Here is a 24,380-nt window from a genome sequence, read left to right on the forward strand (position 1 = left end):
GCGGCGCGCCGCTGGACAAGACGGCGGCCACTGACAGACTGAGGGCTCCCGTGTCGTAGGAGAGGTGCCTCGTGACCACGCTCATCGTCATCATCGCCGTCATCGTCGTCGTGCTCGCCGTGGCGGCCTTCGTGGTCCGTCGCAAGAACCGGCAGGCCAACATGGAGCGCGCCGACGAGCTGCGCAACCGGGCCGCGGCCGAGGCGCGCACCACGATCGCGCCGGCGCAGGAGCGCGCCGCCGCAGCCGAGGCGGAGGCCGCGGAGGTCCGCGCCCGCGCGGAGCGGGCGGAGGAGGAGGCCCGCGACGCCCGCGCCGAGGCCGCCCAGATCGAGGCGACCCACGAGGCGCAGGTGCGTGACGCCGACCGGCTCGACCCGCGCGTCGACCACAAGGCCGCCGACTACACCCCCCAGGTCGCCGGCACCACCGACCAGCAGCCGACGTCGCCCTCCGAGGTCGACGCTCCGGCCGCGACCGAGACCCGGACCGTCGCCGTCGAGGAGCCCGCCGCCGTCACCACCACCGACACCCCCGCCGAGACAGCATCCGGTGGCGCCACCGACGCCGCCGTGGCCGACGGCCGCACGCCGCTGCTGCCCCGTCGTACGCCGGGCGCGCAGGAGATGCCGGGCAAGCCGATCGAGCAGACCGACGGCGGTGGCGGCTGGTTCACGCGCAAGGACGCCGACGCAAACTCCACGCCGGACACCACGGACCCCACCCCGGGCTCGACCGTCGACAAGTCCTGACCTCGGGCACCGGCCGACGCCGGCGCGAGCGAGCGGAGGGCCCGGTGAGCCAGGTCCCGGCCGCCACCCGCGCCCTGCGCGTGCTGCGGTTCCTCGCGACCCAGGCCGACCCCGTCCCGCTCGAGCGGATCCTGCGCGCGTGCGACCTGCCGCGCAGCACGGCCTACCACCTGCTCAACACCATGATCGACGAGGGCTTCGTCGTGCACCTGCCCGACGAGCACCGCTACGGCCTCGGCGTCGCGGCCTTCGAGGTGGGCAGCGGCTTCACCCGCCAGGAGCCGCTGGCGCGCCTGGCCCGGCGCCCGCTCGCCGAGCTCGTCGACCGCACCGGCCACGGCGCCCACCTCGCGGTGCTGCACGGACGTGACGTCCTCTACGTCATCGAGGAGCGCGCTCCCGGGCGCCCGCCGCTGGTCACCGACGTCGGGGTGCGCCTTCCGGCGCACCTCACCGCATCGGGCCGCACCATCCTTGCCGCGCTCCCGCCCAGCCAGGTCCGCGCGCTCTACCCCGACCGCACCGCGTTCGTCGACCGCCACGGGAAGGGGCCGGCCTCGCTGAGCGCGCTGCGCACCGTGCTGGCCGCCACGCGCCAGCGTGGCCACGCCACCGAGGACGGCGAGGTCACGCCGGGGCTGCAGAGCGTGGCGGCGCCGGTGCTCGACCACAACGCGCACCCGGTCGCCGGTGTCGCGGTGACGTTCCCGAGCGACGGCGGCGCCGACGTGGCGGCGATCGCCGCCGCGGTGACGGCGACGGCGGCCCGCCTCACCCGACGGGTGAGCGGCCCGGTGGCGACCTGACGCGCGCGGGTCAGGAGAGCCCGGCCACCTGCCGGGCGAGGTCGCGCAGGTCGGCGGACCGCAGGCCCGGCCAGCCGTGCACGTCCGCCACCCACTCCTCCGGCAGCGACGACGCCCCCCACCGCGCACCGAGCAGTGCACCGGCGATGGCCGCGACCGTGTCGGTGTCGTCGCCGGCGTGCACCGCCGCGGTCAGCGACGCGACCGGGGGTGCGGCCTCACCTCGCGGGTGCAGCACCGCCGACCAGGCCGCCTGGAAGGCGGTCACGACGTAGCCGTTGGGGGCGAAGTCCGCGGGAGGACGTCGCCCCGCGTCCGCGATCCAGCCCGCCCACGCGTCCCGGCGCGGGGTCGGCACCTCGCCGACCAGGTCCTCCAGGGCGGGCATCGTCGCCTCGACCACCGCGACGCGGATCGCGTGGCACCACAGCACGCACGCGTCACCGGCGAGCGGGTCCGGGTGGGTGAGGTCGGAGACCGCTCGTGCGTGCACCGTCAGCGCGTCGCGGTCGTCGAGGAAGGCGAGCGCGACCGGCGCCGTACGCATCAGCGACCCGTTGCCGGCCGTGCGGCCGGTGCGGCGGTGCAGCTCCTGGGCCGCCGCGCGGGCGCGCTCGGCGGGTCGCGGGGCGCCGGCCCGTGCGGCGACGGCTCCGAGGACGTGACGGGTCTGGGTGCCGACGTCGGAGGCGCCGTCGCGCAGCCAGCCGACCCAGCCCTCGACGACCGCGTCGAGCGCCGCCTCGTCCGCGAGCCCGCGGTCGGCCGCCACCCGGGCGATGACGGCGGCCATCTGGGTGTCGTCGCTCCACTCGCCGGGCTGGTAGGGGCCGAGGCCGCCGCCGATCATCCGCGGCGCCTCGGACGCGGCCAGCGGCGCCGCGCCGAACTCGTACGGCACGCCGAGGGCGTCGCCGCAGGCCAGGCCGAGGAGTGCCCCCTCGACCCGGTCCGGCGACGGTGTCACGCGATGTCGCCCGCGAACTTGCCCTCGATCGGGGCCGGGACCGGCTCGCGCAGCTCGGCCTCGAGGATCGCGCGACCGATCTCGACCTGGAGCGCACCGAGGTCGACCGGCTCCGGGTCCGGCCCGGCGTCCGGGTCGAACTCCTCGACGACGATCACGCCGAGGTCCTTGACCCGCACCCGGGTGACCAGGGTGAGGACCGTGCCCGGGAGCAGGACGACCTCGCGCTCGTGGCGGGCCGCGGAGAAGGGCTCGATCGACCGGCCGGTGCGGCAGAGGATCGCGTAGACGGCGTCGGTGGTGAAGTTCTCCGTCGCGACGCGCGGGTCTCGCGAGGTCGACAGCAGCGTCTCGGTGACGCGGGCGCGACCGGGCCACCGCTCGTGGCTGCGGGCCTCGCAGCCGCGGAAGACGATGCCCTCGTGGGCCGGGAGCTGCTCCAGCGTCGAGAGCAGCGCCCCGAGGTCGGGCGTCTGCGTCACGGCTGCCCCTCCATGTTGGTCTGCAGGGTCCACTCCTGCGCGTCGGCCGGGTCGTCCTCACGGCGCGCCAGCACCGCAACGGTCAGGGTCGCCACGCGTACGCGCCCGTTGGGCTTGGGCGACCAGCTGCTGCCGTCGGCCCGGGTGCAGGCCCACACGGTGCCGTCGAGCTCGACGAGCAGCTCGTCCTGGCCCCGGGCGGGGCGTACGCCGCCCAGGGTGGCCTCCACCCGCTCCCCGCCGCGGTCCACCAGGACCCGCTCGCCGGCCCGGGTGTGGAACTCGTAGGAGGTGACGTTCCAGTGCGGGTGGTCGTCGCGCTTGACCCGGCTGAACTCGGGCAGCGGGTCGTCGGCGTGGGCCGCCTTGGCCTCGGCCCAGTCCCGGGCCGCCCAGGCGGCGATCTCCTCGGGACTCATGTTGTCGAGGTCCTCGCGACCACTCATGGGATCTCCCTGACCACCAGCTGGCGGACGCCGTCCGGGCCCACCGTGTTGCTGAGCACCTCGAACTCGGTGCCTCCACGGAACAGGATCTCAGCCTCCTTCTGCGCCGCGGAGAAGGGGCCCACGTTGCTGCCGGAGTGGCCCTCGATCGTGATCCGGGTGGGGTTGTCCTTGCTGGGGTTGAGGAAGCCCTCGGCGACGTTGGGGTTGGTCGAGCTGCTGGTGAACGCGCCGTCGGAGAGGTTGCCGCCGTTGTTGATCCGCTCCACCACGTCGTCGGGCAGGTTGGTGCCGCGATAGGTCGTGCCCTCGTAGTCGGGCAGCTGGTCGAGCCCGCGGTTGGTCGCGTCGATCCTCGCCTGCACGTGCGCCTCGTTGGGCCCGATCTGGCGCATCGCGTTGTTCATCGTGTCGTAGCCGTCGTTGGTGGTGTAGTCCCAGATGCCGCGCACGCCCTCGCGGTCGAGCTCGGGGTGAGCCCGGGAGACCTCGTCGAGCCACGGGTCCAGCTCGGAGTCGCCGAGGGTGCGCCCGACCCCCTGCGGCGCCGCGGGCACGTCGTCGTACCTGTGGAGGCCGCCCAGGTCGTCGAGCCGGTTGAGGCCGCCCAGGTCGTCGAGGTTGTCGAGCTTGTCGAGGTCGGCCAGCTCGTCGAGCCGGGACAGGTCGGAGAGCCCGTCGAGGAGGTCCATGCCGCCCTTGGCGCCACGGGTCGCGAGGGCACCGGTGCCGGCGGTCGCAACGGCCGCGACGGCGTCCGGGACGAGGTGGCCGATGGCGCGGGCCGGGTCGTCGGCCCACGTGTCCCAGTCGAGCAGGCTCTTGCCGAGCTCCTTGCCGAAGCCCACCGGGTCGGTGGTGAGCCCGGTGTAGATGCCCTGCGCCATGGTCCACGCGTTCTCGGCGGAGAGCTCGTACTTCGTCATCAGCTCCTCGGGCGTGAGGTCGCCCGTGGCCAGCTTGTAGGCGTCGATGACCATGTTGACCGGGCTGAACGGCACCATCGTGAGCAGGTCCCAGACGGCCTCGCCCGCGCCCTCGAGGATGCCGCCGACGAACTTGAGGCCGGACTCGAGCCAGTTGGGCTCCTCCGGGGCGTCGGCGCAGCCCGCCCGCACCTCGCCCGCGCACACGGCGGCAGCGTTGTCGAGGTCGGCCCTCGCCGCCTGCAGCGCGCGGAGCGCGTCCTGCTGGATCGGGTCGCCCCAGTCGACGAACGGCTCCGCCTGGTCGGTGCCGCCGCTGCTCCAGTAGGTGCGCATCCGTCCCATGTAGGAGTCGTACTGGGTGCGGGCGCTCTCCGACTCGCGCTGGCCGCGCTCGTACTCGGCCTTCGCCTCGGCGGCGCGGCGCTGCACGTCCTCGAGCACCCCGGCGTACGTCGTCAGCCCGGCGGCGGCCTTCTTGAAGCCGTTGCCGGACTTGTACCAGCGCTCGGGCTCGAGGTCGTGGGCCTCGCGGAACTCGTCGGCGGCCCGGCCGGTCCACCCGGAGACGTCGATCTTGGCGAGCGCGTCGCCGGTGTCGTAGAAGAGCTGGCCCTTCTGCTCCATGGTGACGGCCCGGGACCGGATGTTGCCGGGGTTGCCCTCGACCTCGAAGTCCGGCATGTCACATCACCTTGATCGCGGCGATCGTGCCCTTGAGGCCGGACAGCGCGTCGTAGCCGGCCTTGTCGGTCTCGAAGTAGTTCATGGCGATCTTGCCCAGGCGGCCGGCCATCTCCTCCACGTCCTGGCAGAGGTTGTTGACGCCCTCCTCCCAGCGGCCCTTGAACTCGTCGAGCGCGTCCCACACCACGTCGCTGCCCACGTCGCCCTTGGACGGGACCAGGTCCTCGACGTCCTTGTCCTTGAACAGCTGCAGCGTCTCGTTGAGCCCCTGGGCGGCCTTGCCCATGCTCTCGAGGTCGACTTCGTAGTCGTAGGACGGCATGGCTCCTGACTTCCCCGCGGTGCGGCCTCCCAAACCGGCAGCGCCCTCGTGATCCTGACGGGTGTGAGACTGCGTCCACCGGGGTAGGAGCCGGGGGACCCAACCGACGAAAGGGGGCGGCCGTGGCCGTCGGACTTGTCTACGCAGAGATGCAGGCTGCCGCCCAGGCCGCCGCCGACGCCGTGGAGCCGCTGCAGGAGACGTTGCGCGAGCTCGGCGCGACGATCGAGACCGAGGCGGGCAAGGGCTTCAAGGGCCAGGCCGCGGCCGGCTTCGGCGAGGCCGTCAACGAGTGGTTCACCATCGCGGTGACGCTCGGCCCGATCCTCGAGGGCTACTCCCAGAGCCTGATGTACGTCGCCCAGGAGCACGCCACCAACGACGTCGAGCAGGCCACGCGCGCCGGCCAGCTCGCCGACCGCCTCGGCGGAGGTCCCCAATGAGCGACCGCGGGCTCGTCGTGCACCAGGGCTCGCTGTCCGCGATGGAGACCGCCCTGTCCACCGCGACCACCGCCATCACGACCCAGGTCGACGAGCTCCTCGAGCAGGTCGAGACGCTCACGCCCGGCTGGGACGAGACGAGCGAGTCGCACATGTCCCACCTCGAGCACCAGCAGAAGCTGCGCGACGGCGTGCAGAAGCTCACCGAGGCGCTCGACCAGGTGCGGTCCAAGCTCGCGACCTACCGCGAGGACGCCCGGGAGATCGAGGTCGAGAACGTGGCGATCGTCAACTGACCCGGCGGTCGTTACCGGTTGAAGTTACCCCCGGGTAGGATTCTTCTCACGCGTGAGGGCCCTGCCGTCGGCACGACCGGCGGTCATATGCTCCGGCTCTGTACGCCCGACCGAGGAGCCCTCCCCCATGCAGATCTTCGCGATCGTCGTCTCGTTCGCCATGACCGTCGCCGCGATGGCCATCCTGGTCCCGGCGACACGGCGGATGCTGGGCGTGATCCGCGCGGGCCAGCCCGCCCCCGGCCGCACGGGCAACCCCGTCGGGCGCTCCACGACGATGCTGAAGGAGACCTTCCTCCACACGCGGATGCTGCAGCGCCCGTGGATCGGCGTCATGCACTGGTTCGTCTACGCCGCGTTCCTCTTCCTCAGCACGGCCGTCGGAGCGGCGTACTTCCAGCTCTTCGAACCGTCGTTCGCCTGGCCGCTGATCGGCCACTGGTACCCGTACGAGTGGTTCAGCGAGCTCATCGGCCTGCTGAGCACCGTCGGCATCGTCTTCCTCATCCTCGTCCGCCAGCGCCACCACCCCCGCTCCGAGGGTCGCAGCAGCCGGTTCTTCGGCTCGAACTTCTGGCAGGCCTACTTCGTCGAGGCGCTGGCGCTCCTCGAGGGCGCGGCGATCCTCTTCGTGCGTGCCGCCGAGTGGAAGCTCGACGAGGACGCCGGGCGCAGCCACTACCCGATCTCCTCGTGGATCGGCGACGCGTTCTACCCCAACTCGGTCGGCGCCCTCGAGAACACGATCTACGCCATCGCCGCCTTCAAGATCGTGCTGGCGATGATCTGGCTGATGGTGATCGCCCGCAACCTCACGATGGGCATCGCCTGGCACCGCTTCACCGCCTGGCCCAACATCTGGTTCAAGCGCGAGGACGACGGCAGCACCGCCATCGGCGCGATGAAGCCGCTGACGTCCGAGGGCAAGCCGGTCACCCTCGACGACATCGACGACCTCGACGAGGAGTCGGTGCTCGGCGCGGGGAAGCTCGAGGACTTCTCCTGGAAGGGCATCCTCGACTTCACCACCTGCACCGAGTGCGGCCGCTGCCAGTCGCAGTGCCCCGCCTGGAACACCGAGAAGCCCCTCTCGCCCAAGCTCCTCATCACGGCCCTGCGCGACCACGCGTACGCCAAGGCCGACGGCGACCCGGCCCACACCGAGCGGCAGCTCGTCGGCGTCGGCTCCAAGGGCGAGACCGCGGGCGCCGGGACCGACGTGATCGACTACTTCTACAACCCCCACGACGCACCGTTCGTCATCGACGAGGACGTCCTCTGGAACTGCACCTCGTGCGGTGCGTGCGTCCAGCAGTGCCCCGTCGACATCGAGCACGTCGACCACATCATGGACATGCGGCGCTACCAGCTGCTCGTGGAGTCCAACTTCCCGGCCGAGCTCAACCAGCTCTTCAAGGGCCTGGAGAACAAGGGCAACCCGTGGAACATGTCGGCCACCGCGCGGATGGACTGGGCCAAGGGCCTCGAGTTCGACGTGCCTGTCGTCGGCGAGGACCTCGAGTCGCTCGAGTCGGTCGACTGGCTGTTCTGGGTCGGCTGCGCCGGGGCCTACGAGGACCGCGCCAAGAAGACCACGCGTGCGGTCGCCGAGCTGCTGGACATCGCCGGCATCTCCTTCGGCGTCCTCGGCAACGGCGAGACCTGCACCGGTGACCCCGCCCGCCGCGCCGGCAACGAGTTCGTCTTCCAGGGCCTGGCCCAGCAGAACGTGGAGACCTTCAAGGAGTACAAGGTCAAGAAGGTCGTCTCGACCTGCGCGCACTGCTTCAACACGCTCAAGAACGAGTACAAGGACTTCGGCATCGAGCTCGAGGTCGTGCACCACACCCAGCTCCTCAACCGCCTCGTGCGCGAGGGGAAGCTGACGCCGGTCAAGGACGGCGCGGGTGCCGCGAAGCGCTCGATCACCTACCACGACCCCTGCTACGTCGGCCGCCACAACCAGGTCTACTCCCCGCCGCGCGAGCTGCTGCAGGTGCTGCCCGGCGCCGAGTACGTCGAGATGGAGCGCAGCGCGGAGCGGTCGTTCTGCTGCGGCGCCGGCGGCGCGCGCATGTGGATGGAGGAGAACCTCGGCGAGCGGATCAACGTCAACCGCACCCGCGAGGCCGTCGGCACCGGCGCCGACCAGATCGCGGTGGGCTGCCCCTTCTGCCGCGTGATGCTGTCGGACGGGCTGACCGCCCAGCAGGCGGCCGGCGAGGCCCGCGAGGAGGTCGAGGTCCTCGACGTCGCGCAGATGCTGCTCGCCTCGGTGAAGGGCGAGTCGGCCACGAAGGCCGCCCCGGCGTCGTCTCCTGCCGCAGCCGCTCCGGCCGCGAAGGCCGGCGGCGTCGCGACCGACGTGGCGACGAAGGACGAGCCGGAGGCCGGCGACGTCACCGTCACCGAGAACACCGTCACCGAGACCGCCGACGCCGGTCCGCTGGCCAAGGCCTCGGGCGGCTCGTCGCTCTTCGACACTCCGGCTCCCGAGGCACCCACCACCCCGGCCGCTCCGGCCGAGAAGGCGCCCGCGTCCGGCGGGTCGCTCTTCGACACCCCCGCCCCCGAAGCACCCGCGGCCCCGGCCGCTCCGGCCGAGAAGGCGCCCGCGTCCGGCGGGTCGCTCTTCGACACCCCCGCCCCCGAAGCACCCGCGGCCCCGGCCGCCCCGGCCGAGAAGGCGCCCGAGCCGAAGGCCGCGGGCGGCTCCGGTGGGTCGTCGCTCTTCGATCTCGGCCCGGCCGAGCCGGAGGCCCCCGCGCCCGCGCCCGCACCCGCCCCGGCGAGCCAGGCCGGGTCGACCGAGCTCGGCGGCGGCGGTTCGCTGTTCGACCTCGGTACGCCGGAGGAGCCGGCGCCCGCAGCGGCGCCCGCACCCGAGGCCGCGCCGGCTCCGTCCGAGCCGACCAGCGCCGCCCCGGCCGCCCCGGCCGCGAACCTGGGCAGCGGTGGGTCGCTCTTCGACATCGCCGCCCCGGCACCGGTCGAGCCCGCCACGAAGGCGGAGCCCGCCACGACGGCGGAGCCCGCCGTGAAGGCGGAGCCCGTCGAGCCCGTCGAGCAGGAGGTCGAGGCCAAGCCCGAGGAGCCCGCGGCGCAGGCCGGCGCGACGGACCTGTCCGGGGTCGGGTCGCTGTTCGACCTCGAGGCGCCCGCCTCGCCGGAGCCGACGCCCGTGACGAGTGACGACGCGGCTGCCCTGGCGACCGGATCGTCACACGTCCCGGCCGAGCCGGACCCCGAGCCGGCTAGCAGCAGCACGACGAGCGCGCCGAGCACCGACGTCGACATCTCGGGCCTCGGCTCGCTGTTCGATGTCGAGGCACCGGCCGCGCCGGCTCCGCCCGGTCCGTCCGGCGGGACGAGTGACGATGCGGCTGCCCTGGCGACCGCATCGTCACACGTCCCGGCCGAGCCCGAGCCGGACGAGGAGCCCGAGGAGGAGGAGGCCGAGGAGACCCCCGCCAAGCCGGCTCCGAGCCAGGGCGGCCCCGCCCCGCGCACGGACGTCGACATCAGCGGATCGGGCTCCCTCTTCGACCTCTGACGACACGCGACGTCATCGCCGCACCATCGTGACATCACGAATCCATTGACATGACGTCATGGTGATGTCACGATGGTGCACATGGACATCACCCCCTACGTCGACACCCTGCGCCGCGACCTGGTCGCCGCGGCCGAGGCGGGCAGCGACGAGCTGAAGCAGGCCGCCGAGCGGCTGGCCTACGCGCTGGACCCCAGCGCCCGGCTCGCGCTGATGGAGGCCATCTCCCACGCTGCCGCGGAGATCACCGCCGAGCTGCCCGAGGGCAGCGTCGACGTCCGCCTCGTCGGGCGCGAGCTCGACTTCGTCGTCGAGATGGCCCCGCCGAGCGAGCTCCCCGCGCCGCCCCCGCCGCCCGCACCCCCGGCACCTGCCGAGGAGGAGGACGGCGACCTCGCCCGGATCACCCTCCGCATCCCCGAGGCCGTCAAGGCCCGCGCCGAGGAGAAGGCGGCCGCCGCCGGTCAGAGCCTGAACACCTGGATGGTCGGGCTGGTCCGCAACGCCACCAACGAGCACGCCATCAACGTCGACATCGACCTGAGCAGCGTCCCCTTCGTCGGCTACGACCCCTTCGCCGCCAACCGCAAGCACGGCAACCGACGAATGACCGGCTGGCTCTGACGCCACCGCGGTCCTGACCGGACCGACCCCCACCCGCCCCACGCAGCGGACCGGCACCCGGCCGGCCCGTCGGACGACGACACCCCGAACCGGAGACCCCGATGAGCAACCGCCTGGACGCCACCTTCGACACGCCCGAGCCGATCGACCTCTACGTCGAGAACGGCCGCGGCAGCATCGACGTGACCGCCACCGACACCACCGAGACCATCGTCCGCATCGTCGGCGAGCGCGCCGAGGAGTACGACGTCCGCGACCTCTCCGACGGCGTGGGGACGCGCCGGATCGCCATCATCGCCCCGCCCCGCCACGGCGGCTTCCTCGGCAAGGACCCGCGGGCCGAGATCCACGTCGAGGTGCCGGTGGCCAGCGGCCTCAACGTCAAGGCGGGCAGCAGCGACGTCGCCGCGCACGGCCGGTTCGCCGACACCCGCGTCGACACCGGCTCGGGCGACGTGACCCTCGACGTCGTCGACGGCGACACGGTCGTCCAGTCCGGCTCCGGCGACCTCGTCGCCGCGCACCTCGCCGGCGACGCCCGGGTCAAGACCGGCTCCGGCGACGTGCTGGTCCGCCGCGTGGACTCCGCGCTGGTCGTCACCACGGGCAGCGGCGACGTACGCGTCGAGAGGGCCGGCGACGAGCTGGCCATCAAGACCGGCTCGGGCGACGCCCACGTGCGCAGCATGCAGGGCGAGGCCGTCTTCACCACCGGCTCGGGCGACCTCGTGATCGACGAGACCGCCGCCGGTCGGGTCACCGCCAAGACCGCGAGCGGCGACGTGCGGATCGGGGTGCGCGCCGGGGTCCCGGTGTGGACCGACGTCCGCACCGCGAGCGGCCGCCTGTCCTCGAGCCTGCCGAGCACCGGCGAGCCGGCGCCCGACCAGCCCTACCTCGAGGTGCGCGCCACCACCGCCTCCGGCGACGTGTCGCTGCACCAGAGCTGACATTCACCGACAACACCCACCCGCGAGCCACCCGACACCGGAAGGAGGACGGCCATGTACGAGTCACTCACCGACATCGAGCTCATCGCCCGGCACCGCATCGCCGAGCGTGTGCGCTACTCCCCGCGCGCCCCCAAGCGCCGCTGACCCCTCAGGACCGCATGGAGACGCCGCGGCGCCAGTAGCCCATGAAGGCCACCTGGCGGCGGTCGAAGCCGAGCTCGTTGACGAGGTGCCGGCGCAGGCCGGTCACGACCTTCGACTCCCCGGCGATCCAGGCGTAGGTCACCCCGGCGACGTCGCCGGGGACGTCCTCGCCGGAGGACGAGTAGTAGGGCGTCTCCCACAGGTCCGGGTCGACCTCCTCGGCCGCCACGTCGACGTGGGCGTCCGGGATGCCGAGGTGCGCGACGACCGCGTCGTGCAGCGGGACGCCCAGCTCGGCGTCCTCCCGGGCCAGCCAGACCACGTCGACGCCGGCCGGGCCGCGTACGTCCTGGACGTCACCGGCCAGCGGCACCTCGAGGAACGCCTTGCCGCGGGCGTCGGCCGGCAGCTGCTCGAGCACCGTGCAGATCGCCGGCACCGCCGTCTCGTCGCCCACCAGCAGCAGGTCGGCACCGGCGGCGGGGGTGAACTCGATGCCGCCGTAGGGGTAGCCCCTCCGGGGCGCCAGCAGCACGATCCGGTCGCCGACGGTCGCCGTCGAGGCCCACGTCGAGCCCGGACCCACGAGGTCGCCCTCGAGGTGGAGCACGATGTCGACCACGAACGTGGTCTGCTCGCCGGAGCCCCGGACGTCGCGGATCGTGTAGGTGCGCATGTGGCCGCGCTCGCTGGCCGGCTGGTCCAGCCAGGTCGCCAGCCACGACTCGTCGGCGGCCTCGGTCGAGGTGATGCCGCCGGTCTCCGGGTCGGGGAAGATCAGCTTGATCCGCTGGTCGAAGCGGTCGCCGTCGACGCCGAAGTGCGCGAGCTCGGGGCTGCCGAGCTCGAAGCGCGCGAAGCTCGGGCTCAGCCGCTCGACCGAGACCACCTCCACCTCGGTGAACAGCATGGGCAGCACGGTCGCGCTCGGGGTGGACGTCACGGTCATCAGATCTCCTCGGGAGCGAGTCGTTGGCGGCGGCCCACCGGGACCACCAACGGGGTGTGCGAGACGGGGTCGTCGATGACGCGGTTGTCGAGGCCGAACACGGTGCGCACGACCTCCTCGGTGACGACCTCGCGGGGCGTGCCCTCGGCCACGATCCGGCCGGTCCGCAGGGCGACGAGGTGGTCGGCGTAGCGCGCCGAGAGGTTGAGGTCGTGCAGCACCATCACGATCGTCGTACCGCGCCGCGCGTTGAGCTCGGCGAGCAGGTCGAGCATCTCGACCTGGTGCGCGACGTCGAGGTACGTCGTCGGCTCGTCGAGCAGGAGCAGGTCGGTGCCCTGCGCGAGCGCCATCGCGATCCACACCCGCTGGCGCTGGCCGCCGGACAGCTCGTCGACCACGCGGTCGGCCAGGCCGAGGGTGTCGGTGAGCACGAGCGCCTCGGCGACGGCCTCCTCGTCCTCGGTGGTCCAGCGGCCGAAGGCGCCGTGGTGGGGGTGTCGGCCGCGACCGACGAGGTCGGCGACGGTGACGCCCTCGGGCGCGATGGGGTTCTGCGGGAGCAGGCCGAGCGCCTTGGCGACCTGCTTGGTCGGCAGGCGGTGGATCGCGTCGCCGTCGAGCAGCACCGCGCCCGACCGCGGCCGCAGGAGCCGGGCCAGGCCGCGCAGGAGCGTCGACTTGCCGCACGCGTTGGCGCCGACGATGACGGTGACCTTGCCGTGCGGGACCTGCAGGTCGAGGTCGCTCACGACGGCGGTCTCGGTGTAGCCCAGCGTCAGCCGGCTGGCCTCGAGCCTGGCGGTGGTGGCGGTCATCCCGCCCTCCTTCCGGTGCGGCCGCGGGCGAGCAGCCAGAGCAGGAACGGCGCGCCGAAGGCGCCGGTGACGATGCCCACGGGCAGGTTGAGGTCGGCGAAGGCGTAGGCGCCGGCGTGGTCGCCGACCAGGACGATGGCCGCGCCGACGAGGCCGGCGCCGAGCAGCGTCGTACGCCCCTGGTTGAGCGCGCGGGCGATCGGGCCGGACAGGAACGCGACGAACGCGATCGGCCCGGCGGCGGCGACGGCCACCGCGATGAGCAGCACGGCCAGGAACATCAGCACGTCGGTGCGCCGGCGCCCGACGCCGAGGCCGGCGGCGGCGTCGTCGCCGAGCTCGGTGACGGCGAGCGAGCGTGCCGCCCACGCCGTGGCGGGCAGCAGCACGGCGAGGGCCGCGGCGAAGAGGCCGATGCTCGACCAGGCGACGCCGTTGACGCTGCCGGTCAGCCAGCGCAGCACCAGCTGGACGTCGTACTCGTCGACGCGGGTGAAGACGTACTGGATGACCGACTGCATGGCGGCGGCCAGCCCGATGCCGGCCAGCACGAGGCGGAAGCCACCGTGGTCGCCGGCGACGAGCCGGACGGCCAGCGCGACACCCAGCGCCCCGGCGACGGCGGCGGCCGAGACCGGCCAGCCCGTCCAGCCGGCGAGCGCGATGGCGGACACTGCCGCGGCGCTGGCGCCGAGGCTGACGCCGACGATGTCGGGGCTGGCGAGGGGGTTGCGCAGCGTGGTCTGGAAGATGGCGCCGCCGATGCCGAACGCGAGCCCGGAGAGGACCGCCAGGACCGCGCGCGGGAGCTTGGACTCCATCACGATGTAGGTGGCGCCGGGGATCTGCTCTCCGGCGAGGATGCGCAGGAAGTCGGGGATGGTGACCGTGTAGTCGCCGAGCAGCACGCGCACCGCGAAGGCGCCGACCACGACGAGCACCAGCCCGCCGACGAGGCGACGGTGGTGGCGTGCGGGTCCGCGGCGCGCACGGCGTACGACGTCGGCGGCCTCGCGGGCGGAGGGCCCCGTCGTCACCGGTCCGGGGTCGACGGTCACGGTCACAACGCCCTCCCCGTGCGGCGGATCAGGGCGATGAAGACGGGTACGCCGACGACGGCGGCCATGATGCCGACCTGGACCTCCGACGGCGGGAGCACGATGCGGCCGACCGTGTCAGCCACGACCACGAGCACCGCGCCGGCCACCATCGAGAACGGCAGCACCCGCGCGTAGTCGGGACCGACGAGGCCGCGCACGACGTGCGGGACGACGAGCCCGACGAAGGCGATGGGCCCGGCCAGCGCGGTCGCCGTGCCGGCGAGCAGGACGATGGCGACCCCGATGACGACGCGGTCGCGGGTGGTGTGGCGCCCCAGGCCACGGGCGAGGTCCTCGCCCAGCGCGAGGGTGTTGAGCAGGCGGGCGCCGGCCAGGGCGAGCAGCGCGCCGACGACGAGGAACGGCAGGCCGGTGAGCAGCACCTCGAAGCCGCGCCCGCCGATGGTGCCGACCTGCCAGAAGCGGAAGGTCTCCATGGTCTTGCGGTCGGCCAGCAGGAGTCCGGTGGTCCAGCTGGCGAGCCCGGCGCTGAGCGCGGCGCCGGTGATGGCGAGCTTCATCGGCGTCGCACCGTCCCGGCCGAACGAGGCGATGCCGTGCACCAGCAGCGCCGCGAGGGCTGCGCCGAGGAACGCCATCGGCAGGAACTGGCCCATCGCGGTGAGCCCGAACGACGTCATCCCGACGACCATCGCGAAGGTGGCACCGGCGTTGACGCCGAGGATGCCGGGGTCGGCCAGCGGGTTGCGGGTCAGGCCCTGCATGAGCGCGCCGGCGAGCCCGAGGGCCGCGCCGACGCCGAACCCGAGGACCGTGCGCTCGAGGCGGGCCTCGACGACCGGGTGGAGCGGGTGGCCGGAGTCCCAGATCGCCTCGACCGGCACCCAGGTGGCCCCGACGACCAGCGAGAGCACGCCGGCACCGGCCAGCGCCGCGATGGTGATCGCGGCACTGGCCGGCAGTGCGAGCTGACGTCGGCGGCCTCCCCCCGGGGACCGGCTGACGTCCTCCCGCGTCGGGACGAGGGCCGTCATGGGCTCAGGCGCCCTCGATGGCCTTCGCCACGTGGGGGAGGAAGTCCTCGACGATGACCGGGATCGACAGCGGCGTGGGGTTGGTCGCAGCCATCGTCCGCTCCATGTCGGTCTCGGCGTAGAAGTGGCCCTCGGCGATCGCGGGGATCTGGCTGAGCAGCTTGTCGCCCTCGATGGTCTCGAGGCTCTTCTCGGAGTCGACCCAGGTGAGGAAGACGTCGGACTCCAGCTCGGTGGCCTTCTCGGCCGAGACCATGCCGTAGAACTCGCCCGGCTTGATCGCGTCGGCCACGACGGGCGCGTCGACCATGCCGAAGTCGCGCATCAGGGACACGCGCGGGTCCTCGGGGGCGTACATGCCGATCGAGGACAGGTCGGTTGCAGCGAGGTAGCCGTAGATGAGCTCGGCACCCTCGAGCTGGGGGTGGGCCTGCTTGCCCTCCTCGATGGTGGCCTCGGTGTCAGCGGCGACGTCCTCGGCGAGGTCGGCGCGGCCGAGCGCCTTGCCGACCGTCTCGAGCGAGGTGCGCCAGTCGGTGGTCCACGGGAACTCGGGGTAGGCGACGACCGGTGCGATCTTGGAGAGCTTGGCGTACTCCGCCTCGGTGACACCGGAGTTGGTGGCCAGGATCAGGTCGGGCGCCAGCTCGGCGATCTCGTCGATCGGGGCGCCGTCGGCGTCGTCGTAGCGCACGGGCGCCTCGGCACCGGCCTCCTCGACGGCCGCGTCGAACCAGTCGGTCGAGCCGCCCTCGTTGCCGCCCCAGGTGATCTTGGTGGCGCCGACCGGGACGACGCCCAGCGCGACGGCGTGGTCGTGGTCGGTCCAGCCGAGGGTCGCCACGCGGGTGGGCTCGGACTCGATCGTCGTCTCGCCGAAGGCGTGCTCGATGGTGACCGGGAAGGCGTCGGCCTCGGCGGTCGTCGTGGCGGTCGGCTCGGCGGCGGAGTCGCCGCCGCTGGTCGACCCCGTGCTGCAGCCGGTGAGGGCGGCGACGAGGAGGGTGGCCGCGGCGAGCGGGGTGGCGAGGGAACGCTTCATCGGGACTCCGTTGTGCGGGTGACGGTCAGGCTGACTTAGGAGAGCCTAACCACACATCGCCCGAATTAGGCAACGGAGCAGTGACCTAATGCGTCGCACCGCCGACGGGTCCTCAGATCGGCGTGCGGTGGAACCCCTGGAAGGAGCGGCTCGGCGTGGGCCCGCGCTGGCCCTGGTAGCGCGAGCCGTACTTCTCCGAGCCGTAGGGGTGCTCGCTCGGCGAGGACAGCCGGAAGAAGCAGAACTGCCCGATCTTCATCCCGGGGTAGAGCTTGATCGGCAGGGTCGCGACGTTGGCCAGCTCGAGCGTCACGTGACCGGAGAACCCGGGGTCGACGAAGCCGGCCGTCGCGTGGGTCAGCAGACCGAGCCGGCCGAGGGACGACTTGCCCTCCACCCGGGCGGCGACGTCGTCGGGCAGCGACACCACCTCGTACGTCGAGCCGAGCACGAACTCGCCCGGGTGCAGGATGAACGGCTCGTCGCCCTCCGGCTCGACCTCGCGGGTCAGCTCGGACTGGTCGGCCGCGGGGTCGATGTGCGGGTAGCGGTGGTTCTCGAAGACCCGGAAGAAGCGGTCGAGCCGCACGTCCACGCTGGACGGCTGCATCATCTGCGGGTCCCACGGCTCCAGCGCGATGCGGCCGGCGTCGATCTCTGCGGTGATGTCGCGGTCGGAGAGCAGCACCCGGCCGACCCTAGCCTCAGTTTCCGCCGCCGCGGAGGGGTGGCCACAATGGATCGGTGACCTTCCACCGCTACGTCGCCCTGGGCGACTCGTTCACCGAGGGCGTCGGCGACCCCGACCCCTCGCGCCCCAACGGCCTGCGCGGCTGGGCCGACCGCGTCGCCGAGGTGCTCGCCCGGCAGACCGACGACTTCGGCTACGCCAACCTCGCGATCCGCGGGCGCAAGCTCGCCCCCATCGTGGCCGAGCAGGTCGACGCCGCCATCGCGCTCGAGCCCGACCTGATCACCATCCACGGCGGTGGCAACGACGTGCTGCGCCCCCGCGTCGACCTCGACGCGCTCGCCCGGACGTACGACGACGCGATCGCGCGGCTGACCACCACGGGCGCGCGGGTCGTGATGTTCACGCTCTTCGACCCGGGCGCCGGCGGCATCTACGGCCCCGTCCGCGGGCGGATGGCGATCTTCAACGAGTGGGTCCGCGAGATCGCCGACCGCCACGACGCGACCATCGTCGACATGTGGCGGATGCGCGACATCGAGATCGCCGGCGTCATGGACACCGACCGGATGCACCTCAACGGCTCCGGCCACACGCACATCGCCCACGCCGTCCTCGAGGCGATCGGCGTCGAGCACGGCCTCGAGCCCGTCACCGTCGGACCGCTGCCGGTGCTCGGGCGCCGCGAGGCGTGGGCCGCCAACGCCCAGTGGACGCGCGAGTTCCTCGTGCCGTGGGTGCACCGCCGCATCACCGGCCGGTCCTCCGGCGACACGGTCTCCCCCAAGCACCCCCACCTCGCGGAGGTCCGCCGCTCCGAGGTCGGGTAGCATTCCCCCGCCGTCCACGGACGGCACTGCGGATGTAGCTCAGCTGGTAGAGCGCGACCTTCCCAAGGTCGATGTCGCGAGTTCGAATCTCGTCATCCGCTCCAGTTCTCCAGAGCGCCGAGCGCGACGCTCTGCCCACCGTCGATGTCGCGAGCTCGAATCTCGTCATCCGCTCCCGTTCCTTAGAAAGCCCGTCCTCTCCGCTGCGGGTTGTCGTCGTACGAGCGGTGAGTGGAGCAGCTTCTCCCGCCGTGGAACCTGCGTCACCAACCGCTGGTCGCGCCATGCTGTGACCGCAGGGAGACTTGCGCCTGCTGGGGCCAGAGGGGACAGTGAGGCGATCGTCTAGCGTCAGAGGTACCTTCCCCATGCCTGCACTTCCCCGCCGTACGACCCGCCGTACGACCCGCCGCACGACCCGCCAGCTCGCCCACCGCATCGCCACGGACGACGCCTCGCGCCCCCTCTGGCGGCACCCGGTCACCGTCGCCGCCGCTGCGCTGGCACTGACCCTGGGCGCCGTGCCGCTGCTGCCGGACGGTGACGCGGAGCAGGGCTCGATCACCCCCACCGCCGAGACGACGGAGACGACGGAGCGCCCCGGAGCGGTGGGCACCAGCGCGATCACGCCGGCGATGCGGGCCGAGATCGACCGCGTGGTCGCGGAGGGCGCGGCGCTCGACCGCGCCCGAGGACGTACGGCGACCGCGCGCGCGGCGGTGCGGTGCGCGGTCTTCGAGGGCCAGCGCTACTGTCTCGGCTTCGGCTGGACCACCCGGTCGCGCGACGACCTGGTCGCCCGGACGGCCGCCCCCACCCCGGCCGGCCGCGAGCGCACCGGCGGCCTCGACGCCGAGGGCCTGCTGTCGCGGGCGAGCGCACGCACCGCGGCCGCCCGCGCCGAGGCCGAGCGCGCGGAGCTCACCATGGCGGCCCGCTCGGTCGGGAAGGTGTGGCTGCTCCGCCACGAGATCCAGGGCGTGCCCCTCCCCGACGACTTCGCCGAGAGGCACCCCGACCTCGCCGGCGTCCCGTCCGCCAGCGCGCGGGGCGGCTTCGGCGGGAAGTACCCCGAGTCGTTCGCGATCCTCGACGAGTCGCGCGCCCTGGCCCAGAACCAGACCTACTGGTGCGGCCCGGCCGCCATGCAGTCCATCGGCTGGAGCTCCCAGAAGCGGCGCAAGAACCAGTCCTACTGGGCGCGACGCCTCGGCACGACCACTGCCGGCACGGCGATCACCGACATGGTGCGCGTGGTCAACAACAAGACCCACTACGACGACGCGGACCACGCCGGACCCTACGTCGTGCTCGACATCAGCGACTTCACGTTCAAGCAGTGGTACCGCCTGATGATGCGGCACGTGCACGACTACCGCGCCCCGGTCGTCCTCCACCCGGTGCTGCTCAAGCAGTTCTACCCCTACCTCGACGACGACGCGAGCGGGCACTTCCAGGTCGGCCGCGGCTTCGACCAGGACCCGGACGGCAACCGCAGGATCGGCTACTTCGAGCCGTGGGACCAGTCGCGCTTCGACCCCAGCGAGCCGGCCATCGGGCGCGTCCAGTGGCGCAACGCCTACAGGTCCTACCGTGCCAACCTCGACCACTTCCAGCACAACGTCGGCGTCTGACGTGCGGGCCCGTACGACGCTCGCGCTGGCGCTGGCCGTCGCGCTGGCCGGCTGCAGCGCCGACGACCCGGCCCCCCGCAGCGCCCCGTCCGGCGGCCCGCTCGAGGACCCGGTGGCGGTCGAGCCGACACCGGCGCTGCTGGACTGGCAGGACACCGGCGTCGCGGCCGGCACGCCGTACGCCAAGGGTCCCAAGTGGGACGCGTCCACCGTCGACGGCCGCAGCCGGGTCGACCTCCGGTCCGGTGACCGGACCCTCTCCGTCGCCGCCGGGCGCGGCCGCACCATCTCCGAGGTCCTCATGGACGCGGGCCGGGTGGTGGTCGTGCGCCAGGACACGGCGGAGCGGGCGTCCAGCCGGGTGACCGTGGTCGACCTCGCGAGCGGCGACCGGCGCGAGATCACCCAGCCGCCCGCGGCGAGCGGCGGCTCGTGGGCGCTCACGGGCGGCGACCTCCACTACCCGACGTACGGCGACGCGCGGGCGTACTGCCTCGCCACCTACGCGCTGGACGACGACAACGGCGAGGACGGCTGGTGCGCGCCCGCCCGCACCGGCTTCTCCGGCCTGACCGCCAGCGAGCACGGCATCGGCGTGATGACGTTCGACGACGGGCGTCCGGTCGCGTGCCGCACCGCGAACCTCCTCGACGACGCCGGCACGCCGCAGCCGGTCGAAGGCCCGGTCGACTGCGTGGCCTGGGACGTGGCGGCCACCGCCGACGGCGCCGTGTGGTCCGAGGTGACCGACCCGAGCCGGCAGGAGGAGGCGCACTTTCGGGCCTCGGCCGACGGCGCCTTCTTCGACCTCGGCCCCGGCACGACCGGCTCGCTGGTTCCGTGCGGCGACTCCGTGTTCTTCGTCCGCGACCCGCAGGACAGCGACGAGCCGGCCCGCCTGGTGCGGTGGACGCCGGACCGTACGCTCGAGGTGGCCTACGAGTCCGCGTCCGTCGGCAACGCCTTCCTCGGCGAGCCCGCCTGCGCCGAGGGGGTGCTCACCCTGTCCGCGTTCGGCGAGGAGGGCGACGAGAGCGTGTGGGCTAGCGTCGCGGAGTGAACTTCACCGGATTCCCCGTCGCCGCGCTCGACTTCTACGACGACCTCGAGGTGGACAACTCCAAGTCCTTCTGGGAGGCGCACCGGGCCGTCTACAAGGACGCCGTCGAGGCGCCGATGAAGGCCCTCGTCGGCGCGCTCGAGCCGGAGTTCGGCACCGCCAAGGTGTTCCGCCCCTACCGCGACGTCCGCTTCGCGAAGGACAAGACGCCCTTTAAGACGCACCAGGGCGCCTTCGTCGCCGCCGGCCCGCGCACGGGCTGGTACGTCGAGATCTCCGCGCGTGGCACCCGGGTCGGGGCCGGCTTCTACGAGGCGGACGGGCCCCAGCTCGCCGCGATCCGGGCGGCGATGGCCGACGAGAAGACCGGCAGGGCCCTCGACCGGCTGCTCCGGAGGCTGGAGAAGGACGGGTTCGAGGTGGGTGGCGACCAGCTCAAGACCTCACCGCGCGGCTACGACGCCGACCACCCGCGCATCCACCTGCTGCGCCGCAAGCAGCTCTTCGTCGGCCGCTCCTACGGCTTCGAGCAGGACGCCATCGACGCCGGGCTCGTCGACCGGGTCCGCGAGGACTGGCGCGCCCTGCGCCCGCTCGTCAGCTGGCTGCGGGCCGTCGACTGATCACTGGAGCCACACGCGGGCGTCGGTCCGCGTTCACGTCCGTGACGCCTGTCCTCGCGAGGCTGGCGCCATGGCCAAGAGACTGTTCCTGCTCCACGTCGGCCCCGGCAGCGTCGACGTCGCGACGATGACCGACGCGCTGGGCCTCGGCGGCGTCGTCGTGCCGGACGCGACGGCCGAGGACCTGGAGCACGCCGGCATCGAGATCCGCCGCTCGCACAAGGCGGCCGGGCTCAAGCGCAAGCAGGTCGAGGGCGCGTGGGCCCGGGTGTGCCGCCGGGCCCGCAAGGCCAAGCACGACTGCTTCGTCAGCGTTCCGGCGTTCTTCGACGCCACCCCGGAGCAGGCGGCGCTCGCGCTCGACGGGCTCGACGGGTTCAAGGTCGTCCTCGTGCTCACCAGCGGCTTCACCGTCGAGCCGCCGGCCGCGTGGACGTCGCTCGTGAAGGGCGGCCGTACGCACCTGCTCCCGTCGCGGCTCACCGACGCGCAGCTCGCCGCGCAGGTGGCGCGCATCGCGCTCATCGAGGAGGAGGCCCGCCTCGACAAGCGCCTGGCGAAGGTGTCGCGGCGGCGCAAGCAGGTGAACCGGAAGCTGGCTGCCTGAGGTCACTCCCTCAGTGCGGCTGCCAGGCGTCGTCGTCCTCGGTCAGCGCCGCGACGCCCTGGGGCAGCTTGCCGTCGGCGAGGTCCTGGATGGTGACCTGCTCGAAGACCATCCGCAGGGACCTGCGAGCGGCGATCCACACGTGCTGCAGGACCTCGGCCGAGTCGTCGTACTCCACCGCCTCGGGCCGCAGGCCGTAGACCGACACCAGCGGGCCGTCGACGGCCCGGATGACGTCGGCGACGGTGACCGTCTCGGGCTTGCGCGCGAAGCGCCACCCGCCGGACTGCCCCCGCTGCGACACCACGACGTCGGCACGACGCAGGTCGGCGAGGATGGCCTGGAGGAAGCCGTGCGGGATGCCCTGCGCCTTGCCGAGCTGCTCGGCGCTGACGGCCGCCCCGTCGGTGCGCACCGCGATCTCGATCAGTGCCCGCAGGGCGTAGTCGGCTTTGGCGGAGACGCGCATATGGCCAGTTTGTCAGATATGTCGCCCAAGACAGTCCTCTCGGGCGACAGCACCCGCCCCGACCCGTCCCGAGAGGCGTGGTTCGACGCCGATCGGCGGCTGTGATCGGTGACATCGGGCGTTCGTGTTGCGTGACGGCCGTCGGCGAGGCATGATTTTGTTACCGGCGAGTAGCCACTCGCTCGCCCCCCAGCCCGCACACGGAACAGGTGGAAGCTGTGAGCCACTACAAGAGCAACCTCCGCGACATCGAGTTCAACCTCTTCGAGGTCCTCGGCCGCGACGACGTCCTCGGCACCGGCCCCTTCGGCGAGGTCGACGGCGAGAGCGCCCGCGAGATCCTGCGCGAGGTCGAGCGCCTCTCCCGCGAGGACCTCGCGGCGTCCTACGAGGACAGTGACCGCAACCCGCCCGTCTTCGACCCGGCCACGCACACCGCTCCCGTGCCGGAGTCGTTCAGGGCCAGCTACCAGGCCTGGATGGACTCGGAGTTCTGGCGCCTGCAGGTGTTCGAGGAGATGGGCGGCACCCCCGCCCCCTCGTCGCTGATCTGGGCGATCGGCGAGATGGTGCTCGGCGCCAACGCCCCCGTGTGGATGTACGCCGCCGGTCCCGCGTTCGCCAACGTCGTGCACCGCAACGGCAACGAGCGCGACAAGCACGTCGCGCAGCTGATGGTCGACCGCCAGTGGGGCTGCACCATGGTGCTCACCGAGCCCGACGCCGGCTCCGACGTCGGCGCCGGCCGCGCCAAGGCCGTGCCCAACGAGGACGGCTCGTGGAACATCACGGGCGTCAAGCGCTTCATCACCAGCGCGACGCACGACATGAGCGAGAACATCATGCACCTCGTCCTCGCGCGCCCCGAGGGCGTCGAGGGCGTCGGCGGCCCCGGCACCAAGGGCCTGTCCCTCTTCTGGATGCCCGAGCACCACTTCGACCCCGAGACCGGCGAGCTGACCGGCGAGCGCAACGGCGTCTACGTCACCAACGTCGAGCACAAGATGGGCATCAAGGTGTCCAACACGTGCGAGGTCACCTTCGGCGACCCGCAGGTCGGCGGCGGCGAGCCGGCCAGGGGCTGGCTGCTCGGCGAGGTCCACGACGGCATCGCGCAGATGTTCCAGGTCATCGAGAACGCCCGGATGATGGTCGGCACCAAGGCCATCGCCACCCTGTCGACCGGCTACCTCAACGCCCTCGACTACGCCAAGGAGCGCGTCCAGGGCGCCGACCTCACCCACGCCGCCGACAAGACGGCCCCGCGCGTGACGATCACCCACCACCCCGACGTACGCCGGTCGCTGATGACGCAGAAGTCGTTCGCCGAGGCCATGCGCGCGCTGGTGCTCTACACCGCCACCTGGCAGGACCAGGTGATGATGGCCGAGCACGCCGGCACCGCCGACTCCGACGAGGCCCGCCTCGCCGCCGCCGTCAACGACCTGCTGCTCCCGATCGTCAAGGGCTACGGCTCCGAGCGCTCGTGGGTGCTCCTGGGCACCGAGTCGCTGCAGACCTTCGGCGGTTCGGGCTTCCTGCAGGAGTACCCCGTCGAGCAGTACGTCCGCGACGCCAAGATCGACACCCTCTACGAGGGCACGACCGCCATCCAGGGCCAGGACTTCTTCTTCCGCAAGATCGTCAAGGACCAGGGCCGCGCCCTGGGCCACCTGGCCAAGGAGATCGAGGGCTTCATCACCTCCGAGGCGGGCAACGGCCGGCTCAAGAACGAGCGCGCGCTGCTCGCCACCGCCCTCGAGGACGCCAACGCGATCGTCGGGCACATGATCAACGACCTGATGTCCTCGCAGGACGAGGTGCGCAACATCTACAAGGTCGGCCTCAACACCTCGCGCCTGCTGATGGCGCTCGGTGACGTGGTCTGCGGCTGGCTGCTGCTCCGCCAGGCAGACGTGGCGCTCGGCAGGCTCGCCGGCGAGGTCTCGGCCAAGGACAAGGCGTTCTACGAGGGCAAGGTCGCGGCGGCGCAGTTCTTCGCGCAGACCAACCTGCCCCGCATCGCCGCCGAGCGGGCCATCGCCGAGGGCATCACCCTCGAGCTGATGGACCTCGACGAGGCGTCGTTCTGACCGTCGCGGGATGACACCTGTCACGGCCAGGTCGTGACACTTCCCGGGGGCCGCGGGGACCGGACGGC

The 24,380-nt window shown here is 72.7% G+C and carries 25 protein-coding genes and 1 tRNA gene; 14 read left to right on the forward strand and 12 right to left on the reverse strand.

Annotated elements, in window-relative coordinates:
* Positions 1-71 precede the first annotated feature (71 nt).
* Both SHK17_RS19465 and SHK17_RS19470 read left to right on the forward strand, forming a co-directional pair.
* Complete coding sequence (locus SHK17_RS19465; RefSeq protein WP_322920426.1) at positions 72-752, forward strand: hypothetical protein; 681 nt, start codon at positions 72-74, stop codon at positions 750-752.
* 44 nt (positions 753-796) lie between these two features.
* Entirely contained in the window at positions 797-1,558 is a 762-nt protein-coding gene (locus tag SHK17_RS19470; RefSeq protein ID WP_172267488.1) for an IclR family transcriptional regulator domain-containing protein, read from the forward strand.
* A gap of 10 nt (positions 1,559-1,568) precedes the next feature.
* On the opposite strand, the gene SHK17_RS19475 is transcribed toward SHK17_RS19470, so the two are convergent.
* From SHK17_RS19475 to SHK17_RS19495, 5 genes are read right to left on the reverse strand one after another with little or no spacing between them, the layout of a single operon-like run.
* Positions 1,569-2,525 (reverse strand): ADP-ribosylglycohydrolase family protein, encoded by a 957-nt coding sequence (locus tag SHK17_RS19475; RefSeq protein ID WP_322920427.1) that lies wholly within the window; start codon positions 2,523-2,525, stop codon positions 1,569-1,571.
* On the reverse strand, positions 2,522-3,007 hold the full coding sequence (locus tag SHK17_RS19480) for an ADP-ribosyltransferase domain-containing protein (protein WP_322920428.1): 486 nt from the start codon (positions 3,005-3,007) through the stop codon (positions 2,522-2,524). The genes SHK17_RS19475 and SHK17_RS19480 overlap by 4 nt, the downstream gene beginning before the upstream one ends.
* A complete protein-coding gene (locus SHK17_RS19485) occupies positions 3,004-3,453 on the reverse strand; it encodes a hypothetical protein (RefSeq protein ID WP_322920429.1) in 450 nt (149 codons plus the stop codon). Before SHK17_RS19485 ends, SHK17_RS19480 begins: the two co-directional genes overlap by 4 nt.
* Positions 3,450-5,063: a putative T7SS-secreted protein gene (locus SHK17_RS19490; protein ID WP_322920430.1), complete on the reverse strand. Its 1,614-nt coding sequence runs from the start codon at positions 5,061-5,063 to the stop codon at positions 3,450-3,452. The genes SHK17_RS19485 and SHK17_RS19490 overlap by 4 nt, the downstream gene beginning before the upstream one ends.
* Before the next feature lies 1 nt (position 5,064).
* A complete protein-coding gene (locus SHK17_RS19495; protein ID WP_172267502.1) occupies positions 5,065-5,388 on the reverse strand; it encodes a hypothetical protein in 324 nt (107 codons plus the stop codon).
* A 122-nt stretch (positions 5,389-5,510) separates the two neighbouring features.
* Between SHK17_RS19495 and SHK17_RS19500 the strand changes: the two genes are divergently transcribed.
* The 5 genes from SHK17_RS19500 (at position 5,511) to SHK17_RS19520 (ending at position 11,254) form a co-directional block, all read left to right on the forward strand.
* Complete coding sequence (locus SHK17_RS19500) at positions 5,511-5,831, forward strand: WXG100 family type VII secretion target (RefSeq protein ID WP_322920431.1); 321 nt, start codon at positions 5,511-5,513, stop codon at positions 5,829-5,831.
* Entirely contained in the window at positions 5,828-6,127 is a 300-nt protein-coding gene (locus SHK17_RS19505; protein ID WP_172267508.1) for a WXG100 family type VII secretion target, read from the forward strand. Before SHK17_RS19500 ends, SHK17_RS19505 begins: the two co-directional genes overlap by 4 nt.
* 127 nt (positions 6,128-6,254) lie before the next feature.
* Positions 6,255-9,680 (forward strand): heterodisulfide reductase-related iron-sulfur binding cluster, encoded by a 3,426-nt coding sequence (locus tag SHK17_RS19510; protein ID WP_322920432.1) that lies wholly within the window; start codon positions 6,255-6,257, stop codon positions 9,678-9,680.
* 81 nt (positions 9,681-9,761) lie between these two features.
* Positions 9,762-10,304: a toxin-antitoxin system HicB family antitoxin gene (locus SHK17_RS19515; protein WP_253943024.1), complete on the forward strand. Its 543-nt coding sequence runs from the start codon at positions 9,762-9,764 to the stop codon at positions 10,302-10,304.
* A 101-nt stretch (positions 10,305-10,405) separates the two neighbouring features.
* Positions 10,406-11,254 (forward strand): DUF4097 family beta strand repeat-containing protein, encoded by an 849-nt coding sequence (locus SHK17_RS19520; protein ID WP_322920433.1) that lies wholly within the window; start codon positions 10,406-10,408, stop codon positions 11,252-11,254.
* A gap of 151 nt (positions 11,255-11,405) precedes the next feature.
* On the opposite strand, the gene SHK17_RS19525 is transcribed toward SHK17_RS19520, so the two are convergent.
* The 6 genes from SHK17_RS19525 to dcd form a co-directional block, all read right to left on the reverse strand.
* Entirely contained in the window at positions 11,406-12,350 is a 945-nt protein-coding gene (locus SHK17_RS19525) for a siderophore-interacting protein (RefSeq protein ID WP_322920434.1), read from the reverse strand.
* Complete coding sequence (locus SHK17_RS19530; RefSeq protein WP_172267519.1) at positions 12,350-13,168, reverse strand: ABC transporter ATP-binding protein; 819 nt, start codon at positions 13,166-13,168, stop codon at positions 12,350-12,352. The genes SHK17_RS19525 and SHK17_RS19530 overlap by 1 nt, the downstream gene beginning before the upstream one ends.
* On the reverse strand, positions 13,165-14,232 hold the full coding sequence (locus tag SHK17_RS19535; protein ID WP_322423435.1) for a FecCD family ABC transporter permease: 1,068 nt from the start codon (positions 14,230-14,232) through the stop codon (positions 13,165-13,167). Before SHK17_RS19535 ends, SHK17_RS19530 begins: the two co-directional genes overlap by 4 nt.
* A complete protein-coding gene (locus SHK17_RS19540; RefSeq protein WP_322920435.1) occupies positions 14,229-15,263 on the reverse strand; it encodes a FecCD family ABC transporter permease in 1,035 nt (344 codons plus the stop codon). The genes SHK17_RS19535 and SHK17_RS19540 overlap by 4 nt, the downstream gene beginning before the upstream one ends.
* 4 nt (positions 15,264-15,267) lie before the next feature.
* Positions 15,268-16,305 carry an iron-siderophore ABC transporter substrate-binding protein gene (locus SHK17_RS19545; protein ID WP_322423436.1) on the reverse strand — a complete coding sequence of 346 codons (1,038 nt, stop codon included), beginning with the start codon at positions 16,303-16,305 and terminating at the stop codon, positions 15,268-15,270.
* A gap of 112 nt (positions 16,306-16,417) precedes the next feature.
* A complete protein-coding gene (gene dcd / locus SHK17_RS19550) occupies positions 16,418-16,993 on the reverse strand; it encodes a dCTP deaminase (protein WP_172267528.1) in 576 nt (191 codons plus the stop codon).
* 56 nt (positions 16,994-17,049) lie between these two features.
* Between dcd and SHK17_RS19555 the strand changes: the two genes are divergently transcribed.
* The 6 genes from SHK17_RS19555 to SHK17_RS19580 all read left to right on the forward strand — a co-directional run bounded on the left by SHK17_RS19555 (position 17,050) and on the right by SHK17_RS19580 (position 21,750).
* A complete protein-coding gene (locus SHK17_RS19555; protein ID WP_172267531.1) occupies positions 17,050-17,826 on the forward strand; it encodes a GDSL-type esterase/lipase family protein in 777 nt (258 codons plus the stop codon).
* A gap of 28 nt (positions 17,827-17,854) precedes the next feature.
* Positions 17,855-17,930 (forward strand) — tRNA-Gly (locus tag SHK17_RS19560).
* Between the two features lie 264 nt (positions 17,931-18,194).
* Positions 18,195-19,460 (forward strand): hypothetical protein, encoded by a 1,266-nt coding sequence (locus tag SHK17_RS19565; RefSeq protein WP_322920436.1) that lies wholly within the window; start codon positions 18,195-18,197, stop codon positions 19,458-19,460.
* Between the two features lies 1 nt (position 19,461).
* Positions 19,462-20,520, forward strand: a complete 1,059-nt coding sequence (locus SHK17_RS19570) for a hypothetical protein (protein ID WP_322920437.1) — start codon at positions 19,462-19,464, stop codon at positions 20,518-20,520.
* Positions 20,517-21,143, forward strand: a complete 627-nt coding sequence (locus SHK17_RS19575) for a DUF2461 domain-containing protein (RefSeq protein WP_322920438.1) — start codon at positions 20,517-20,519, stop codon at positions 21,141-21,143. Before SHK17_RS19570 ends, SHK17_RS19575 begins: the two co-directional genes overlap by 4 nt.
* Before the next feature lie 70 nt (positions 21,144-21,213).
* Positions 21,214-21,750 (forward strand): hypothetical protein, encoded by a 537-nt coding sequence (locus SHK17_RS19580; RefSeq protein WP_322423441.1) that lies wholly within the window; start codon positions 21,214-21,216, stop codon positions 21,748-21,750.
* A gap of 10 nt (positions 21,751-21,760) precedes the next feature.
* Here the strand turns inward: SHK17_RS19580 and SHK17_RS19585 are convergent, their stop codons facing one another.
* On the reverse strand, positions 21,761-22,219 hold the full coding sequence (locus tag SHK17_RS19585; RefSeq protein ID WP_172267546.1) for an RrF2 family transcriptional regulator: 459 nt from the start codon (positions 22,217-22,219) through the stop codon (positions 21,761-21,763).
* Positions 22,220-22,437: 218 nt separating this feature from the next.
* On the opposite strand from SHK17_RS19585, the gene SHK17_RS19590 reads away from it, so the two are divergent.
* Entirely contained in the window at positions 22,438-24,312 is a 1,875-nt protein-coding gene (locus SHK17_RS19590) for an acyl-CoA dehydrogenase (protein WP_322920439.1), read from the forward strand.
* Positions 24,313-24,380: the final 68 nt, after the last annotated feature.

The sequence above is a fragment of the Nocardioides renjunii genome (assembly GCF_034661175.1).
Lineage (GTDB): Bacteria > Actinomycetota > Actinomycetes > Propionibacteriales > Nocardioidaceae > Nocardioides > Nocardioides renjunii.

Coding starts and splice junctions, on each gene's coding strand:
- SHK17_RS19545 (WP_322423436.1), bottom strand. CDS start 16,305: ATGAAGCGTTCCCTCGCCACCCCGCTCGCCGCGGCCACCCTCCTCGTC.
- SHK17_RS19585 (WP_172267546.1), bottom strand. CDS start 22,219: ATGCGCGTCTCCGCCAAAGCCGACTACGCCCTGCGGGCACTGATCGAG.
- SHK17_RS19525 (WP_322920434.1), bottom strand. CDS start 12,350: ATGACCGTGACGTCCACCCCGAGCGCGACCGTGCTGCCCATGCTGTTC.
- SHK17_RS19505 (WP_172267508.1), top strand. CDS start 5,828: ATGAGCGACCGCGGGCTCGTCGTGCACCAGGGCTCGCTGTCCGCGATG.
- SHK17_RS19495 (WP_172267502.1), bottom strand. CDS start 5,388: ATGCCGTCCTACGACTACGAAGTCGACCTCGAGAGCATGGGCAAGGCC.
- SHK17_RS19490 (WP_322920430.1), bottom strand. CDS start 5,063: ATGCCGGACTTCGAGGTCGAGGGCAACCCCGGCAACATCCGGTCCCGG.
- SHK17_RS19540 (WP_322920435.1), bottom strand. CDS start 15,263: ATGACGGCCCTCGTCCCGACGCGGGAGGACGTCAGCCGGTCCCCGGGG.
- SHK17_RS19580 (WP_322423441.1), top strand. CDS start 21,214: ATGGCCAAGAGACTGTTCCTGCTCCACGTCGGCCCCGGCAGCGTCGAC.
- SHK17_RS19485 (WP_322920429.1), bottom strand. CDS start 3,453: ATGAGTGGTCGCGAGGACCTCGACAACATGAGTCCCGAGGAGATCGCC.
- SHK17_RS19520 (WP_322920433.1), top strand. CDS start 10,406: ATGAGCAACCGCCTGGACGCCACCTTCGACACGCCCGAGCCGATCGAC.
- SHK17_RS19515 (WP_253943024.1), top strand. CDS start 9,762: ATGGACATCACCCCCTACGTCGACACCCTGCGCCGCGACCTGGTCGCC.
- SHK17_RS19510 (WP_322920432.1), top strand. CDS start 6,255: ATGCAGATCTTCGCGATCGTCGTCTCGTTCGCCATGACCGTCGCCGCG.
- SHK17_RS19565 (WP_322920436.1), top strand. CDS start 18,195: ATGCCTGCACTTCCCCGCCGTACGACCCGCCGTACGACCCGCCGCACG.
- SHK17_RS19530 (WP_172267519.1), bottom strand. CDS start 13,168: ATGACCGCCACCACCGCCAGGCTCGAGGCCAGCCGGCTGACGCTGGGC.